Raw genomic sequence first — 15,888 nt, 5'->3', positions numbered from 1 at the left:
GATTCACCTGGCGTGAGGCGTTCCACGATGCGAGATGAGATGGATCATGTTGGAGATTTGAGGCGCTGGGCGGAGGATGCGAGGTCAGCTGCGGAGCGATTTGAGGCCAGCATCGGAGCTGGGAGGTTCGGAAGCTCGCAAGAGTGCGAAGCCCAGAGTGCTGCTGCCATGCAGGAGCATCTATCCGAGGGGATACTTCCAGCAGTGATAAGATCTCGCCAGCGATGGGATGACAGTGGGAAGCATAGATTGATCATCAGGGGTAGGTGAAGTGAAGACATCCTTAGCGGTTCTGGTAATTGCAGCGGCTACTGCAGCGTGCACCATGCACCCGAGACAGGTGAGCTGCGCTGATGGCCAGATCAGGTACATCGGGGCTGCTTCGGGCGCTGACAAGCGTCTTGGCAAATTTGAAATATCAAACCTAGGGCGCGGAGAAATTCGCATTCCTCTTTCGGATTTAGAGGGGGAAGTCGATTCCAGAAACGCTACTACTGAGTGGAGAAAAAAGGGGGCTTCTGGATGGGCCGCCTTCAATCCAATCCTTGAAGAAGTTCCTGCTTCCGAGCGTAATGTACTCATTGGAAGTGGTGATAAGTACGCCGTGAAGTTCGACGCTAACGGGCTTTTCATTCCTGGACAGGCTGATCCAAGTAGGGAGTATTCGGTGGTGTTCCGCGGAACCGATGGATGCGAGTTCCGATCCGATCCTTTTAGTCCCTAAGCTACTGAGCTACGCCCTTTGCCCGGCTAGTCGATGCGTCAACCGGTAATCCCCCCGCTTTTAGCGGTCGCCAAAAGTGGAACTACGCTGCCAGTGCACGCTTCTGCATTGGTGTGATGCCGCCGAGCGCCATGTTTGGGCGCTCGTGGTTGTAAGTCCATAGCCAACGAGTGGCGATGTCCTGGACCTGTTCGATGTCATTGAACAGATTGCTGGCAAGCCAAGCGTAACGCACGGTCCGGTTGTAGCGCTCGATGTAGGCGTTCTGCTGAGGATTGCCTGGCTGGATGTAGAGCAGTGCAATGTCTTGCCGCTCGGCCCATGCTTGCAGCGCTCCGCTGATGTACTCGGGCCCGTTGTCGCAGCGTATGGCGCGGGGCTTTCCGCGCCATTGAATGACCTGTTCCAAGCTGCGGATGACGCGCGCCGCGGGCAAGGAGATGTCGACCTCCATCGCCAGTCCCTGACGGTTGAAGTCATCCAGTACGTTGAGCATCCGGAAGCTGCGTCCATCAGCCAACTGGTCGTGCATGAAATCCATCGACCATGTCTGGTTGACCGCCTCAGGCACCGCCAAAGGCTCCGGCACTTCCCGGACGATGCGCTTGCGCGGCTTGATGCGCAGATTCAGCTCCAAATCGCGATAGATCCGATACACGCGCTTGTGGTTCCAAGCGAAGCCCTTCACGTTGCGTAGGTGCAGGAAGCACAGCCCAAAGCCCCAATCGCGGTAGGCGCTGGTCAGCCTGAGCAACCAGTCGGCGATGATCGCATTTTCTTGGCAGGCCTTGGCCTGATAGCGGTAGCAGGTCTGACTCACCTCGAACGTCCTGCACGCATGAACGATGCTGGTGATGCCTGCCTGGACCGCCCGTCTGGCCATCTCGCGACGCTGAGATGGCCTCACCATTTTTTTGAGAGCGCTTCCTTCAGCAGCTCGGCACTGAGCTGCGCATCGGCGTACATCTTCTTCAGCCGCCGGTTCTCGTCCTGCAGTTCTTTTAGCTGGGACACCATGGACGCATCCGTAAGCTCCCCCGTCAAGCAGACATTTCTAAAGTAGAGCTTCTGGCGTGAGCGGTACGGTACTCGACGGGGCTCATGCCGCTGAGCGAGTCATGTGGACGAATCTCGTTGTAATCGATCATCCACCAATGCGCTGCCTCACGTACGTCCTCAAGGCGTGCGAAGAGGTGCTGGTCCAGCACCTCCTCACGGAACGTGCGGTTGGAGCGTTCGATGAAGGCGTTCTGGTTGAGCTATGGCTTGCTCTTGCATTCTGTCTAGGGGAGTAGAAAATGGGCCGGATGATTCGATGCCCGCAGCTCCTTTGATCAAGTCGAACACCACCTCCGCGCCTTTAAGCGCTCCGATGACGGGCAATCGGTCCATCGTGAGAGTTCGATGGCAGTGGGTTGGGCTGTCTTGGCTCGTGCTCGCGTTCGCCTACACACCTGCCGTCGTCTTGACGGCCCCCCCAGCGGGCGCGCCGGAGGCTTCGGATTTCCTGCATGCCTTCTTGTTTCTCGTCGGCAGCTACACGCCATGGGCATTGGCCACTCCCATGCTGCTCGGTCTCTCAGGACGATGGATCATCGGAGGTGGCCGGTCTGCTTACCACCTGATTTGGGTTGTATTGTTCGGTCTTCCAGCGAYTCCCCTTCTAACAGGGGCGGGCTGGGGATTGGGGCATGGCTTCTTGAATATGTTCGGACTTGCTGGGCAAGGGCAKTCGGATCTGCACAGCAGTCAGCGTGCTTTGGTGGCCACCGCTCTATTTGCCATACCGCTTTATGTCGCTGTCATGGGGGTAGGGCAGCTGTTGGCGCATACGGTCCTGAAAAGCGAACGAGAGAGTCTTCTGGCGCGTTTGAACGAAGAAGCACTGCGATCACGGCTACACCAACACTTCATCTTCAACGCGCTCAATGCCATCGGCGAGCTTGGATATCGTGATGCTCCCAAAGCTGATCGAGCCTTAGGGCATGTCGCAAACTTGCTTCGAGCGTTGCTGGAAAGCGCTCCTGCGGTGGTTTTGAGGGACGAGATTGGGGCATGCGCTGAGTTCATCGAGTTGCATCAGGTGCTGTCCGGCAACATTACGTTCGTTGCGGAGATCGAGCCCGGTGCCTGGGATGCATCCGTCCCTTCGATGGTGTTGCAACCGCTTTTGGAAAATGCCATCCAGCACGGCGCGGATACTGACGGGGCAGTCGAGATCAAGATTGGCGCCAGCCTTCAAGACGGGGATCTTGTCATCAGTGTGGTGAACTCGGTCAATGGGCGCTCATCAGGCGGTCTGGGGATTGGCTTGGACCACCTCAGGAAGAGATTGGTACTGGCGCATGGGGCTGGGGCATCGTTGACGACCCAGTGTGAGAAGAGACGGTTTATTGCTTCAATCCGTCTCCCGCTGATGGAACACGATCAACCATGATTCGCACGTTGATTGTTGACGACATTTCTCTTGCGCGGGCGCGACTCACTCGTTTGCTGGCAAGCGAGCCTGACGTCACGGTCGTAGGGGAGGCATCAACATTGGAGGGTGCGCTTGAGCGCGCGAAGGTTGGGGATGTTGATCTCGTTCTTCTCGATATCGGGCTGCCGGACGGCAGCGGCTTGGACCTCGTGCAGCATCTTGAGGAACTGGTGCCGCACATCGTCTTCATCACCGCTTACAGTGCACACGCCGTTCGCGCCTTCGAGACCGGGGCGTTGGATTACTTGCTCAAACCGGTGGATCCACGCCGGTTGCAGTTGGCCATGCGCCGTGTCCGGGAGCGCCTGGATGGAAAGGTCGAACGCACCGTGCGACTAGCGGCTCAATCGGGCGATCGGACGGTCTATCTGTCGCCGGCAGACATTGACTACGTTGACGTGGCTGGCCATTACGTTTGCATCCATGTGGGAAAGGACACGTATCTGCGCCGCGATAGCATGGCAAGTCTTGCGGAGGCGTTGGAACCGAGCGGATTTCTCCGTATCCACCGATCCTCATTGGTGAATGTAAGGCGCATCGCAGCACTTCGTTCCGCGCGAAACCAGGACGCTCTATTGGAACTCATTGACGGCACGATCCTCCGGGTCAGCCGACAGTTCCGAACACAACTCGAAGCCAATTTGCCGCGATTGCCGTAGATGTCTGCACGATTGGTGCCACGTAGAGCACGGCTCACGCCAAAGTCCGTCTCAGGTATGCGTCCTGCTCGCAAGCTCTGAAGTCACCCTCAGAGTGCCCCCTGAATGCGTCGATTCGCCCTCCTATCGCTCCTTCTGGCTTGCGCCAATAGTTATGCCGCGACACTGAGCATCGTCTCGGCAGACAGTCGAGCTGACGCGCCACTGGGGGTGTCTATCTCAGGCATGCGGCCTACGGATGTCGTTGAGCTTCGGCTGGCCATGCGGGACTCCAAAGGCACCAACTGGCGCTCCAACGCGGTCTATCGAGCAGATCTGGAAGGTAGGGTTGACCCCACGACGACGGCCGCCGAGGCGGGCAGCTATACGGGAGTCGATCAGACGGGACTGTTCTGGTCGATGAAACCGGACGGTCCAGGAAGGCCTTCGCCTTTCCCCATCAAAAGGAGGGAGGGAGACTTGCGATTCGAGCCTGCGATTTTCACGCTCGAAATGGTTGTTGAAGGGAACGTCGCGGAAACCGTCCAACTCCGCCGCTGGATTGACGGCGAAGACGTCTCGGCGTTCACTGTCGAGTCTCCTGGCTTGGTCGCCAACATCTACGCACCCAGGAGAGTGCTGACAGACGGTCGCCGTCATCCCGTCGTCATTACGCTCGGTGGCTCCGAGGGTGGTATTGAGAGCGCAAACATGTACGCCGCGTGGCTTGCCTCTCATGGGTTCCTGGCCATGTCAGTGGCTTACTACCGCATGCCTGGCTTGCCCAAGGACCTCGTGCGGGTTCCGATTGATCCCGTTTCGGTGGCGGTGGATTGGCTGCAAGAGCAAAGCTACGTCGACGCGTCTGGAATAGGTGTGTTGGGAGGGTCCTGGGGCGGGACGATTGCGATGGCCGCCGCGTCGCATGACCAGCGCCTGCGCGCCGTGGTCTCGATAGTGGGAAGTCCAGCGCCCTTCCGAGGCATACGGCGAGATATCGCACCAGCCGATTTCCGTGCGGTCGATGAGCCCGGTCTGACCTTGAAGGGGAAAGATCTGCCCTTCCTGCCGTATATGGAGGATTCGCGATGGTTTGATGAGGAAGACGCTACGGCACAGTCAGCGTTGAAATCTGCCATGTTGCCGATCGAGAAGATCAACGGCCCGCTCATGCTCGTAGCAGCGGGAGACGATCAGCTTGGTCTCTCTGGTGAGATGGCGGCGGTGGCGAGTGGCTATCTGGCGAATCATCATCGTGATAAGCCGGACGAGATCGTCTATTTCAGTGATGCCGGGCACTTGATCTCCCTGTTCTGGCAGCCAACCACGTATCGACACGACCTAGGTCCTCACCTCCAAGTGGGCGGCACTCCCAAGGGCTATGCGCGCGCGGATCGCGAGGGTGGTGCGGCTGTCATCCGATTCCTGCGAGCGGCACTGAAAAGTGAACGTGACTCGCTCCCCTCGTCGAAGTGAACGAATCGGCAGTTCACCCTGCGCAGGCCGAGCGCCAAGCTCTCGGGCTCTGCGGTTGACCGGGTTTTGGAGGAACACGTGATCCCCAACGTTTTGAGCATTGCAGGAACAGACCCCACCGGCGGCGCCGGCATTCAAGCAGACCTTAAAGCGTTCTCAGCGCTGGGTGCCTATGGCATGACTGTCATTGCTGCCGTTGTCGCCCAAAACACCCAAGGTGTCCGGCGATTTGTAGCGCTTGACCCCGATTTCGTGCAGGCACAGCTTGAGGCTGTCTTCGATGACGTGCGCGTGGATGCAATCAAAATTGGCATGGTTGCCAACGCGGGCGTTGCCCGAGCCATCGCCAAGACGCTCCGTGAGCGTGCCACGTGCCCTATTGTTCTGGATCCAGTGATGGTGGCCAAAAGTGGTGACCGCCTCTTGGAGGAAGACGCGGTTGCGGTGCTGAGAGATGAGCTGCTCCCGCTATGCACGATCGTCACTCCCAACTTGCCCGAGGCCAGTGATTTGCTTGGTGTACCGGAGGCCGCCAGCATTGAGCAGATGCATCAAACCCTGGATGCAATGGTGAATCTTGGGAGCGAGTGGGTGCTGTTGAAGGGCGGACACCTGAAGGGTGCTGAGAGCACTGACCTGCTGGCCGGACATGGAGGGAGGTGGACCTTCAACGCACCGAGGATCGCCACGCGCAACACGCATGGAACCGGCTGCACGCTATCGGCGGCACTTGCCGCGTTGATTCCCAAAATGCCCGTAGCCGATGCAGTAGGGGAGGCGAAGGCCTATCTAAGCGGTGCGATAAGCGCAGCTGAGAAGCTCGACGTAGGCCAGGGTCAGGGTCCTGTCCACCACTTCCACGCCTTGTGGCGTCAGTCGCTGCAAGGGACTTAGACCGCTCTCAAAGTGATGGCTGACCTTTGACACCAGGAATTCCCTATGCAGAACACCTCTGACTCGACAGTGCCCTCACGCCCGCACGTCCGGATAGCGATGCCCATCAGGCTGCTGCTGGTGGCATGCGTGCTTGCATTGGCATATTTTCCGTGGCTCCCATTCCCTTGGCGCATGCCCTTCGTCGGTCTGCTGGGCATGACGTTCGTTTGGATGGAGATGCGCTCACCGTCGTATTGCGGGCTGCAACGGCGATCACTCGGCCAGACGCTGGCGTGGACGGCCCTGGTGGTCGGGATTGTCGTGGGCCTTGTCGACCCGCTCATTCAACCCCTCGTGGATCATCTGACGGACACAAAGGCCGACTACAGCGGCTACGGACCGTTGTTTGGCAATTTGCCTGCTGCACTGACGCTTGTTGCTGGCGCTTGGCTTAGTGCGGCAATCGGCGAGGAACTCGTCTTTCGCGCGTTCCTCATGCACCAGCTTCACGCGCTATTCGGTGGGGTGCCTGGTCGCATCTATCCCGCGTCGTTGACGGGCGGACTGGTCTTCGGCCTCATGCATGCAAATCAAGGGCTGTCGGGAATCCTCGTGACGGGTCTGGTCGGTGCACTCTTTGGGTTTGCCTACCTCCGATCTGGGCGCAACCTCTGGTCGCTCGTGTTGGCGCACGGCTTGATCGATACGTGGGGAGTGGCGACGCTCTACCTTGGTTGGTATTGATCAAGTTGACTGTTGTTGACCGAGGCACCACGTTCGGATGGCACGCTTTGACAGGTGCGTTTGGCTATCGATGGCCGTCTTCCGGATTTGGGGATGGGGCAGGGCTCCCTTAAGTCACGAGACGGCGTGCAGGGGTCAGAGGGGATGCCGACGGTTGAGATGGAACCCGGAAGTTTTTGCATCCCGTGGCCCTCCTCAGGCGACGGCATGGTGCCCGATTGAAGTCTATGTGCCTGAAGCAGAATCGGGCGCAGCAGCGGCCCACCTCGGTATGCGGCTGCCCCAAGCTCAAGGCGGGCCAAGCACCGAGCTTGCAGCGGCGATAAGCCGCGAAGCGCGAGGCGATTGTTCGAAGGCAGGACTGGCTCCCCCTATGCCGAGGCCAAGGCGCGCCCGCGCCGAGTCGCGCCAGGAGAGTGCCCCATGACGCGCTTGTAGGCACGACTGAACGCTGCCTGCGAGGCGTAGCCCAGGCGCTCTGCCACGACCTCGATGGACAGGCTCTGATGGGTCAGCCATTGACTTGCCAACTGCATTCGCAGCTCAGTCACGTACCGCAGCGGCGCGGTTCCCATGACGGTCTGGAACCGGTCTGCAAAAACAGACCGTGAGATGTTGGATGCTGCAGCGAGCGCTTCGACGGTCCAGTCATGCCCGGGATCTCTGTGCAGCGCAAGCAATGACAGCGATAGACGAGGATCGCGCATGGCCATGACCAGGCCGGACGCGCCGTCGCAACCGCGCTCGACCCAGTCACGCACGATCATGGCGGCCACTGCATCCGCCAGCCGGGCGAGAATTCCTGCAAATCCGATGCGACCGGAACACACCTCGCGCTTCATCGCGTCGACGATCGGCAACAGCCCAGGAAACTGAGCGGCGTTGCCATCGGCCAACATCACCGCCGGCATCAACTTGCTCAATCCTTGCATGCCCCCCAGATCGAACACCATGCATCCGTGGAAGAGCACCGCGCTTGGCACGGCATGGGTGCTCGGGCACGTGTCTATGCCACTCACCGTGTCGCCTAGTGGGGCGGCGTCTATCGTTTCCAGGCACTGGACCGGATGGTCCTCGCCAGACAACAACGCGTGGCCTTCTGCGCGGGGAAGAAGCACGACGTCCCCGGCAGAGAGAAGGTGTTGGCTGCCGTCCGCGCCACGAAGAATCGCGGTGCCCACTGCCAGGTAATGGAAATAGGCATGGCCTGGCTTCGGCGGAAATCCAAGACCAAAGGTCGGCCCGGTCTGAATGCGCCGGTATTGGACGCCATGCAGCCGCATGCCGGTCAGCAGCTCGTTGATCAGATCCGTGGGCTGGGGTGTAGCGTGGCTCATGAGACGGCTCGGGGTTTCGATCAAAAATACAGGTTGGACAATCATAGATCATCCTGACGTGGCTCCCTAAACTCTCGGCTGCACGAATGCACTGGGATCTTTGATGAGCAATAACGTAGTTGATGCTGCAGGCGCGCGTGATTCTGTGGCCACGGATAGCGGGGAGCCGTCTTCATCGGCATGGGTGGCCGTATTTTCGCTGGCCATGGGTGTTTTCGGGCTGCTCACGGCCGAATATCTGCCTGCCAGCCTGTTGACGCCGATGGCGGCGGACCTGGGGGTGTCGGAGGCGCTGGCCGGTCAAGCCGTGACGGTTACTGCGGTCGTGGCCCTGTTCGCTGGGCTCCTTGTGCCGCGGCTGACCCGCTCGATAGACAGGCGGCTGGTGCTGTTGAGTTTCACGGCTCTGATGATCCTCTCCAACGCCTTGGTGGCATTGTCGTCCAGCATGGGCGTCCTGCTGGTGATGCGCGTCCTTCTGGGCGTCGCGCTGGGCGGTTTCTGGAGCATGGCAGCGGCCGTGGCCATGCGGTTGGTGCCGCCGCAGCGCGTGCCTCGCGCGCTGTCCATCATCTTCAGCGGGATTGCGGTCGGCACGGTGGTTTCCGTTCCTTTGGGGAGCTACCTGGGCGGGCTGCTGGGCTGGCGCAGCGCCTTCTGGGCGGCGACGGCGGTAGGTGGACTCACGTTTGCGTTCCAGTGGTTCACGCTGCCCCGCATGGCCCCGCGCAAGGCGGCAGTCCCCGAGTCGGTGGTGGGGCTCCTGCGCAGGCCAGGCATTGCAATCGGCATGCTGGGCTGCGTTCTGGCACACACCGGTCAGTACTCGCTCTTCACCTACATCCGCCCCACGTTGGAGAGCCTGGGGCAGGTGAGCGCTGATGGCCTGGCGCTGATCCTGCTCGGGTTCGGTGTGGCGAATTTTGTCGGCACATTACTGGCCGGTTGGCTTATGGAGCGCAGTTTGAAAGTCACGTTGGTGATCATGCCCGCCTTGGTGGGCGTAGCCGCTCTGGGCATGCTCCTGTTGCCGGTGGGCGTTGGCGGGCTATCGATCCTGGTTGCGCTCTGGGGCCTGGCCTTCGGTGGCGTGCCCGTTGCCTGGTCGAACTGGGTCGCGCGTGCGGTGCCCGATCAGGCCGAGAGTGCCGGCGGGATGGTGGTCGCAGCGGTGCAGTCTTCCATCGCAGCGGGAGCTGCATTGGGCGGCCTGGTGTTCGGGCTGGGGGGCATCGTTGCAGTCCTCACCGTGGCTGCGGCGGTGATGCTCCTCGCCAGCCTGCTCATCGCGTTCCGGGTCAGGGTGAGCTCGGCGGCGTTGTCGGCAGGTCCGGCGTTGCATATTTAGGCGGCCACACCAGGAATGCACATCGGGATTCAAGGACCGTCGATGCGGTCGGCGTCCTGTCTCAGCTTCCGCTAAAGTGCTCGGCCCTGTTTTAACTGGCGCTCGCTCCCGGGCGTGCACTTGAAGGACGTTGTTGTTGATGGTGGTGAAAGGTCTGGTGGTGTTGCTTTTGGTTCTTCCTTCCGTTCCTGGCGTGGCAGCAGAGCTGGTCGGCCGCGCGACGGTCACGGACGGAGACACCCTCACCGTGGCGAAGCAGCGCATCCGCCTCTGGGGCATCGATGCCCCGGAAAGCGCGCAGCAATGCACCGCCAAAGATGAGCGCGCTTGGCCCTGTGGGCGTCGGTCAGCCGCCGCGCTGGACGGCTATCTGCTGGAGAAAACCGTTCGTTGCCAGCCCAAGGACACGGACCGCTATGGCAGGGTGGTAGCGGAGTGCTTTGTTCAAGGGACGTCAGTCAACCGGTGGATGGTGCGCTCCGGTTGGGCGGTCGCGTATCGCCAGTACGCCACGGCATTCATCGCAGACGAAGCCGACGCGCGCCGGCACCAGCGGAACCTCTGGCAGGGGCCGTTTCAGATGCCAGCTGACTACCGTCGCAGCAAGCATGAGCAGACGGCACGACAAGCCCCGGTGGCCGCGCAGCCGGCGCCGGGCGGATGCCGCATCAAGGGCAACATCTCCCGGCAGGGCAAGAAGATCTACCACGTGCCCGGCCAGCGGGACTACGCGCACACGCGCATCGACTTGAGCCGCGGCGAGCGCATGTTCTGCAGCCCTTCGGATGCACTGCGGGCAGGGTGGCAGCCGGCGAAGCGCTGAGCTTCTCAGACCCTCCCATGCAGGCGGCGGCGCAGCGCACCGGCTGCCGTCGCGATGGCCGTCGCAGGCACCGCCAGTACCAGTGCATACACCAGTCCGGCCAGCAACAACGGGCCAACGCCCGACATCACGGCCACCACCGGCACCTGCAGCATCATGAGCAACAGTCCCCATAGCCACGCCTGCCTGGGAAAACAGGCGCCTAGAATTGCGGCGATGCCCAGTGCGATGGGATAGACGACGGTCCAGAACGCGGGCGCGTCCCAAGGCTCGCCGCCCGGCGTCTGCCAGGCGACCAGCATCCAGAAAACCACGCCTACCTTCAGCGTGACAGCACTGGCTGCAAGGGAATTTTCCGTCATCCGCATCGTTGCTCTCCGGCATGAAGATGCAGCATGCCACCGTCGTGCTGACGGTGTATGACCAGCACCGGCATGGCCACTCCTGCACTTGAAGCACGGCATTGCCCCTGGGTTGGCTTCGCGATCGTGTCGACCTTTGGCTTTGCCAATGTCGGCGTGGACATCTCGGGGATCGCGATGAGCGCCGTTCTGGGGCCGCCGCCCTTGGGCATCGCTGCTGGGCTGAGCTGGATCAAAAGCTCGTTGGCCAGGTTCAAGACCGCTTGGCCCACGTCCCGGCCAACCCACATGGGTTGGCCGGGACATTGATCAGCGAACGTGATCCAGGAACTGACGATGGCGTTCGTATTGGTCCAGCACATCGTGGATCAACTGCACTTTCGGCCAACCCATGACGTCGTAGTCCTGTCCGCCTTCGCGCAGGTACACCTCAGCCCGATAGTGGCGGGTCCCCTCGCTCACTGGGCGGCGTGGATCCTGCAACGCGAAGGTGGGCGGTTCGTAAGGCTGAGGACGCACGGAGTAGAAGAAGTCCATTTCCTCGCCGTGGCCTACGCGTAGCCAGGCACGCCCGTCTTCTCCCTCGGTGACTTCAACAGGAAGGTCCTGCTTGCGCAGCTCCACCGCAACCTCTTGGAGGGCGGGCAGCACCTGTTCCCTGATAAAGCCAACCACCTCGATCTTGACGGGATTGTGCGCGAGCAGTTTAAGTCTCGCGCGCCAGTCGCCGCTGGTGCCTGGAAGCAGCCGTGCGTCGCGCGAGATTGAGCGCTTCGTTGCATCCAGATGCATGGCTTTGAGCAGGCCCCAGCACATCAAGATCATGACCACGGTAAAGGGCAGTGCGCTGGCAATTGTGGCTGCCTGGAGGGACTCCAGTCCGCCAGCGATGAGCAGGGCAACGGCGATGCCTCCAACCAAGAGTGCCCAGAAGATGCGCTGCCASACCGGCGACTCTTCCTCACCCTTGGAGGTCAGCATGTCTATGACCAAGGCGCCTGAGTCAGCCGACGTGACAAAGAACAACGCGACGAGCACGACGGCCAGCGAGGAGGTGATCATCGTCAGTGGAAGGTGGCGCAGGAATTCAAACAACGCCATGGAGCTGTCATTCGAAACGGCCGTGACGAGCTCCTGAACACCTTCGGATCGGACCATGAACAAGGCGGAGTTGCCGTAGATGGTCATCCAAAGGAATGTGAACCCCAGCGGCACCAGCAAGACGCCAACCACGAACTCACGCACCGTGCGGCCTCGCGAGATGCGGGCGATGAACATGCCAACGAAGGGCGACCAGGCAATCCACCAGCCCCAGTAGAACAAGGTCCAGCCACCGAGCCAACCACTTGGCTCATAGGCATACAGGTTGAATGTCATCGAGAACAGCTGGGAGGCATACATTCCGGTGTTCTGTACAAATGCCTGCATCAGGTGGACGGTGGGGCCGCAGACAAGCACGAATGCAAGCAGTGCGACGGCCATGATCATGTTGATCTCAGAGAGTCGGCGCACACCGCTGTCCAGGCCTGCCACCACTGATCCCGTGGCGACCAGGGTGATGATGCCGATCAGCGACACCTGCACGAGGGTGCTGACTTCCAGGCCAAACAAGTAGTTCAGTCCGGAGTTGATCTGCATTACCCCCAGGCCAAGCGACGTGGCCAGGCCAAAGATGGTGCCAAGGGCTGCAAACGTATCCACCGCATGGCCGATGGGGCCGTGGATGCGTTCTCCGATGAGCGGATAGAGCGCCGATCGCACCCGGAGCGGCAGGTTGTGGCGATAGGCAAAGTAGGCCAATGCCAACGCAACAACAGCGTAGATGGCCCAGGCATGCACACCCCAATGGAAGAAGGTGATACGCATCGCCTGGCGAGCTGCCTCGGCAGACTCGGCCGTGCCGGTCGGCGGGGTAGCGTAGTGCATGATCGGCTCTGCCACGCCGAAGAACATCAGGCCAATGCCCATGCCTGCCGCAAAGAGCATGGCAAACCACGAGGCATAGCTGTAATCAGGGCGACTGTGGTCTGGGCCGAGCTTGATGCGCCCGTAGCCACTGATCGCTACACCGACCACAAACACCAGGAAGCCTGCGACCGATAAGATGGTGAACCAGCCCGCGTCATTGGCGGTCCAGTTCTTGGCTGCTGTGAACCAAGTCGTCGCTTTTTCTGGAACGAAGATGGATAGCGCCAACAGTAAAAGCACGATGGCCGCAGTGGGAATGAACACCTGCGGCAAGATGCGCTGGCGAACAGGAGTGGATGGCGGAGCTGGGCTCTGCATAAATTCCTCCGGTTGATGATCGTTGAAGCAGGAGTGCGACTTGYGCTTAGAAATAGAACCCGATGTTGAGGTTGAGTCGGCTATGCCAGCGGGAGGGGCCGCCGTCATCGATTCCGATGCCGTCCCCGCCTGCAAACCACATGTTCTTGCCCGCAATCCAGTCCACGTAAGTCAACATGATCCCTTTTTGCAGGCTGCATCCGGTCACGTTCTGCCATGAATCCCTCACGCCTTGGCTGCGTCCCATCGGGCGCGTCATACTGAGGTTGTTGTAGCAGGTGATGTCATCGAGCCAGCGCTGCTCACCGAAGGAGTAGGCCACGTTTGCGCTGGGGACATCGGCTTCCGACGCAATCTCAAAGGGGGCAAGGAAGGCAGACATCGCAATCCGGTCGCCTGGCACGCTGTAACGGTAGCGAGCCCATTGCAGCTGGGTCGTCCAGCCATCCCGTTTCCACTGGGCATGCAGCGCAGCACCCTGGTGACGATAGTGACGGCGGGTAGTGGTGTTCTGAACCTGACCACTGAATCCAGAGGCCCCGAGCAGCACCTCACCGTTATGCAAGGCGCTGGTGTGTTCGTATCTGAAGTGAACGCGCTCTCGTTCCCTGTAGGGCAGGTCAGCAGTCTGGGCCACGTCAAAGGAGTATCGGTTGTAGCGAGAGCCGCTTCCGTATTCATCCCCCGAGAACCAGCCGACTATCCAGTGATGGTCGCCACGTTCATGGCTGAGCGTCACACCCGGATCGTAATCGTCCTCAATGCCAAGGTAGTAGCCTGAGCCGAACCAGAAGCTCTGCGAGACGGTAGGCAGGAGTCCGAAGGGAACCTGCTGGATGCCGGCCTTGAGCTGCGTTGCTTCGTTGAAATTCCATCCGGCGTAGGCATGGTGGACGGCATCGAAACCGTCATACCAGCGATATTGGGCAGAGAAGAAAAGCGGGCCAGCTCCGGCTTTTACGTCTGCGCGAAGCAGTTCAAGTTGCAGGCGGCTTGTGGGGCCGTAGTCCAGCCAGCCATAATTGAACCGGATGGCGCCACCCACATCGACAAATGGTTCAACAGGAGTGTTGGGCGCTTCTTGAGCGTGGATTGTGCCTGTGGCCGTTGCAGCAACACACAAGTAAATGAGGGGAAATACCTTCACGATAGTGTCTCGTGGCCTCCATTTTGCGAATGAAAGCGTCCAAGTCTAACGCGTAAGCGTAGGCCACCCAAGTCCAAGGCTCTGTCTTCACGGCGCGTGAGGCCGGACAGGATGGGAGTTGCGCGCATTGGGCGATATGGAACCACGCAGCCCGTGAAAGCGACGGGAGGGTGGATCTCGATACAGAGGTTCCAGCGCTGGTGAGTGGTAGTGCCAGGATGGATGTGCCGATGTCCATTCGTAGCGATCATCCCAATCTCAGGTCTCAGTGACCAGACGCTACTGCCTGGCGGGTAGCTGCGTCTTGAGCGCGTTGATGTTCTACCGCAGCGATCGCCCGAAGCTTTTCTTGATCCCGGGAGAATTTCAGCGTTTGCACTGCGCGCTCCAAAGACGCGTCGGCGTGGCGTCGAGCGGCTTCGCGAGTGGCGGGTGAGCAGCCGGCGCAGAGGGCGGCGAACGCTTTTTGCAGCCTGATGTTGACTTCAAGAGACCCTGCTGCATCGGTCGATATGGGCGCAAACACATCTTCGAACAGGTCGTCCACATCCAGTTGAGCGATGTGGACGTGGGAATACCGCACTTTGTCAGGCTCACCTGCGCAGGCCAAGGCATCCCATCTGAGCAGAAGTCGCACACAGGTACCGATGACCGTGATGCACGTGCCAGGATCATTGACGGCAGGAGACATGGATCGCACGCCGATCTCGGCGAGGACGACCAGGCCGTAACGCGGATCGTTCTCCATCCTGCGAGAACCGCCGATGGTGAGCGCTTCAATCATCTGTGTTCTTTGATCGTCGTTGAGAAGGCCCCCAACGCTCAGAAGTGCGCGATTGGGAGTCGCAAAGGTGCCTGGCTGACAGGTCAAATAGACCGTCAGCTGGTGTTCCTCCGCGATGGCATTGAGCCGCTGCACATCAATGTGCTCAACGTACCCAACATCCGCGGCGAAGACATCAATGGTGTTGCTTGGCGCTATGCCACTGTAGGGAATCCCGCCGAGAAACGGCGCATCTGCGCGCTGCTTCATCGACTTCAACGTGGCTTTTTCAACCAGATCAACCGTTTCTCCCAGCCGTCCAAAGCGGGAAAACTGCTCGATGGCCCGAAGGAGTGTCACGGTGATGACGATGATGACCGCTATGGTCGCTCCGAACAGGACAAGTCGTCCGCTGTCCCCATAGATACCCGTGCTGAGTGCGATGAGCCCGACGATGGAGAACAGGAACGCACCAACGAACGTCGCCAGCGTACCTTGCGCCCGGGTATCTTCAATCAGTAATCGAGAGGCGCGCGGCGTGGCGTTGGTGGACGCCGAGCCGTAAGCGGCAACCATCGTTGAAAGGGCGAAGGTCGTGACCGTCAGCATTGAGGCGGCCAGGATGCCGAGGATGTTGCCGACCGAATCAACACCAATCTGGGTGGCGAGCCCAGTCGGTAACACGAACTTGGCGGCAGCGCCTGCCAGGGCGGTTACGATACCCAATACCCCGTAAAGAGTGGATCGGAACCACATTCTCCTGCTGATCCTGAATAGGGTCAGCCGCCACTTGGTCATCATGGGGCAGTTGCTCAGCTTTGATGGAGTCAGTATCCCAGCTGTATGGGCTTGGGCGCGTCAACGCCAAGTGTCCGGCCTCAACCC

13 protein-coding genes and 2 pseudogenes are annotated in these 15,888 nt (G+C 60.3%); 8 read left to right on the top strand and 7 right to left on the bottom strand.

Going from position 1 to position 15,888, the window contains the following annotated elements; genetic code table 11:
- Positions 1-806: 806 nt before the first annotated feature.
- Positions 807-1,750 (bottom strand): annotated as a pseudogene (locus AC1DR7_RS04350) (IS3 family transposase); the annotation flags it as partial.
- 14 nt (positions 1,751-1,764) lie between these two features.
- Positions 1,765-1,980: pseudogene (locus AC1DR7_RS04345) on the bottom strand (integrase core domain-containing protein); the annotation flags it as partial.
- Positions 1,981-2,039: 59 nt separating this feature from the next.
- Between AC1DR7_RS04345 and AC1DR7_RS04340 the strand changes: the two are divergent.
- The 5 genes from AC1DR7_RS04340 (at position 2,040) to AC1DR7_RS04320 (ending at position 6,937) form a co-directional block, all read left to right on the top strand.
- Positions 2,040-3,161, top strand: a complete 1,122-nt coding sequence (locus AC1DR7_RS04340; RefSeq protein WP_478076405.1) for a sensor histidine kinase — start codon at positions 2,040-2,042, stop codon at positions 3,159-3,161.
- The gene (locus tag AC1DR7_RS04335; protein WP_478053119.1) at positions 3,158-3,862 is read left to right on the top strand and encodes a LytR/AlgR family response regulator transcription factor; all 705 of its coding nucleotides are present in this window, start codon (positions 3,158-3,160) and stop codon (positions 3,860-3,862) included. Before AC1DR7_RS04340 ends, AC1DR7_RS04335 begins: the two co-directional genes overlap by 4 nt.
- A 105-nt stretch (positions 3,863-3,967) precedes the next feature.
- Entirely contained in the window at positions 3,968-5,317 is a 1,350-nt protein-coding gene (locus AC1DR7_RS04330; RefSeq protein ID WP_478052177.1) for an acyl-CoA thioesterase/BAAT N-terminal domain-containing protein, read from the top strand.
- A 78-nt stretch (positions 5,318-5,395) separates the two neighbouring features.
- Entirely contained in the window at positions 5,396-6,211 is an 816-nt protein-coding gene (gene thiD / locus AC1DR7_RS04325) for a bifunctional hydroxymethylpyrimidine kinase/phosphomethylpyrimidine kinase (protein WP_478053043.1), read from the top strand.
- 174 nt (positions 6,212-6,385) lie between these two features.
- Positions 6,386-6,937: a CPBP family intramembrane glutamic endopeptidase gene (locus AC1DR7_RS04320; RefSeq protein ID WP_457320351.1), complete on the top strand. Its 552-nt coding sequence runs from the start codon at positions 6,386-6,388 to the stop codon at positions 6,935-6,937.
- A 371-nt stretch (positions 6,938-7,308) separates the two neighbouring features.
- On the opposite strand, the gene AC1DR7_RS04315 is transcribed toward AC1DR7_RS04320, so the two are convergent.
- On the bottom strand, positions 7,309-8,319 hold the full coding sequence (locus AC1DR7_RS04315) for an AraC family transcriptional regulator (protein ID WP_478053044.1): 1,011 nt from the start codon (positions 8,317-8,319) through the stop codon (positions 7,309-7,311).
- A 58-nt stretch (positions 8,320-8,377) separates the two neighbouring features.
- Here AC1DR7_RS04315 and AC1DR7_RS04310 point away from each other — a divergent pair, with 58 nt between their 5' ends.
- A complete protein-coding gene (locus AC1DR7_RS04310; RefSeq protein WP_457320345.1) occupies positions 8,378-9,622 on the top strand; it encodes an MFS transporter in 1,245 nt (414 codons plus the stop codon).
- 139 nt (positions 9,623-9,761) lie between these two features.
- Positions 9,762-10,445: a thermonuclease family protein gene (locus tag AC1DR7_RS04305; RefSeq protein WP_457320353.1), complete on the top strand. Its 684-nt coding sequence runs from the start codon at positions 9,762-9,764 to the stop codon at positions 10,443-10,445.
- 5 nt (positions 10,446-10,450) lie between these two features.
- Here the strand turns inward: AC1DR7_RS04305 and AC1DR7_RS04300 are convergent, their stop codons facing one another.
- Entirely contained in the window at positions 10,451-10,813 is a 363-nt protein-coding gene (locus tag AC1DR7_RS04300; RefSeq protein WP_478052293.1) for a hypothetical protein, read from the bottom strand.
- 51 nt (positions 10,814-10,864) lie between these two features.
- On the opposite strand from AC1DR7_RS04300, the gene AC1DR7_RS04295 reads away from it, so the two are divergent.
- Positions 10,865-11,116, top strand: coding sequence for a Na+/H+ antiporter NhaA (locus tag AC1DR7_RS04295; RefSeq protein WP_478076404.1), 252 nt, complete (start codon positions 10,865-10,867; stop codon positions 11,114-11,116).
- Here the strand turns inward: AC1DR7_RS04295 and AC1DR7_RS04290 are convergent, their stop codons facing one another.
- From AC1DR7_RS04290 to AC1DR7_RS04280, 3 genes are all read right to left on the bottom strand, one after another.
- The gene (locus AC1DR7_RS04290) at positions 11,117-13,093 is read right to left on the bottom strand and encodes a BCCT family transporter (RefSeq protein ID WP_478054671.1); all 1,977 of its coding nucleotides are present in this window, start codon (positions 13,091-13,093) and stop codon (positions 11,117-11,119) included.
- Between the two features lie 46 nt (positions 13,094-13,139).
- Complete coding sequence (locus tag AC1DR7_RS04285; protein ID WP_478053046.1) at positions 13,140-14,240, bottom strand: hypothetical protein; 1,101 nt, start codon at positions 14,238-14,240, stop codon at positions 13,140-13,142.
- Positions 14,241-14,505: 265 nt separating this feature from the next.
- The gene (locus AC1DR7_RS04280; protein ID WP_478051968.1) at positions 14,506-15,804 is read right to left on the bottom strand and encodes a DUF2254 domain-containing protein; all 1,299 of its coding nucleotides are present in this window, start codon (positions 15,802-15,804) and stop codon (positions 14,506-14,508) included.
- Between the last annotated feature and the right edge of the window lie 84 nt (positions 15,805-15,888).

It is taken from the genome of Stenotrophomonas sp. P5_A9, assembly GCF_056400525.1.
This window is presented reverse-complemented; position numbering and strand designations above follow the sequence as displayed.

Bases quoted from the DNA above. Each gene is read 5' to 3' on its own strand.
- AC1DR7_RS04335 (WP_478053119.1), top strand. From the start codon at position 3,158: ATGATTCGCACGTTGATTGTTGACGACATTTCTCTTGCGCGGGCGCGA.
- AC1DR7_RS04330 (WP_478052177.1), top strand. From the start codon at position 3,968: ATGCGTCGATTCGCCCTCCTATCGCTCCTTCTGGCTTGCGCCAATAGT.
- AC1DR7_RS04320 (WP_457320351.1), top strand. From the start codon at position 6,386: ATGCCCTTCGTCGGTCTGCTGGGCATGACGTTCGTTTGGATGGAGATG.
- AC1DR7_RS04315 (WP_478053044.1), bottom strand. From the start codon at position 8,319: ATGATTGTCCAACCTGTATTTTTGATCGAAACCCCGAGCCGTCTCATG.
- AC1DR7_RS04310 (WP_457320345.1), top strand. From the start codon at position 8,378: ATGAGCAATAACGTAGTTGATGCTGCAGGCGCGCGTGATTCTGTGGCC.
- AC1DR7_RS04305 (WP_457320353.1), top strand. From the start codon at position 9,762: ATGGTGGTGAAAGGTCTGGTGGTGTTGCTTTTGGTTCTTCCTTCCGTT.
- AC1DR7_RS04300 (WP_478052293.1), bottom strand. From the start codon at position 10,813: ATGCGGATGACGGAAAATTCCCTTGCAGCCAGTGCTGTCACGCTGAAG.
- AC1DR7_RS04295 (WP_478076404.1), top strand. From the start codon at position 10,865: ATGACCAGCACCGGCATGGCCACTCCTGCACTTGAAGCACGGCATTGC.
- AC1DR7_RS04280 (WP_478051968.1), bottom strand. From the start codon at position 15,804: ATGATGACCAAGTGGCGGCTGACCCTATTCAGGATCAGCAGGAGAATG.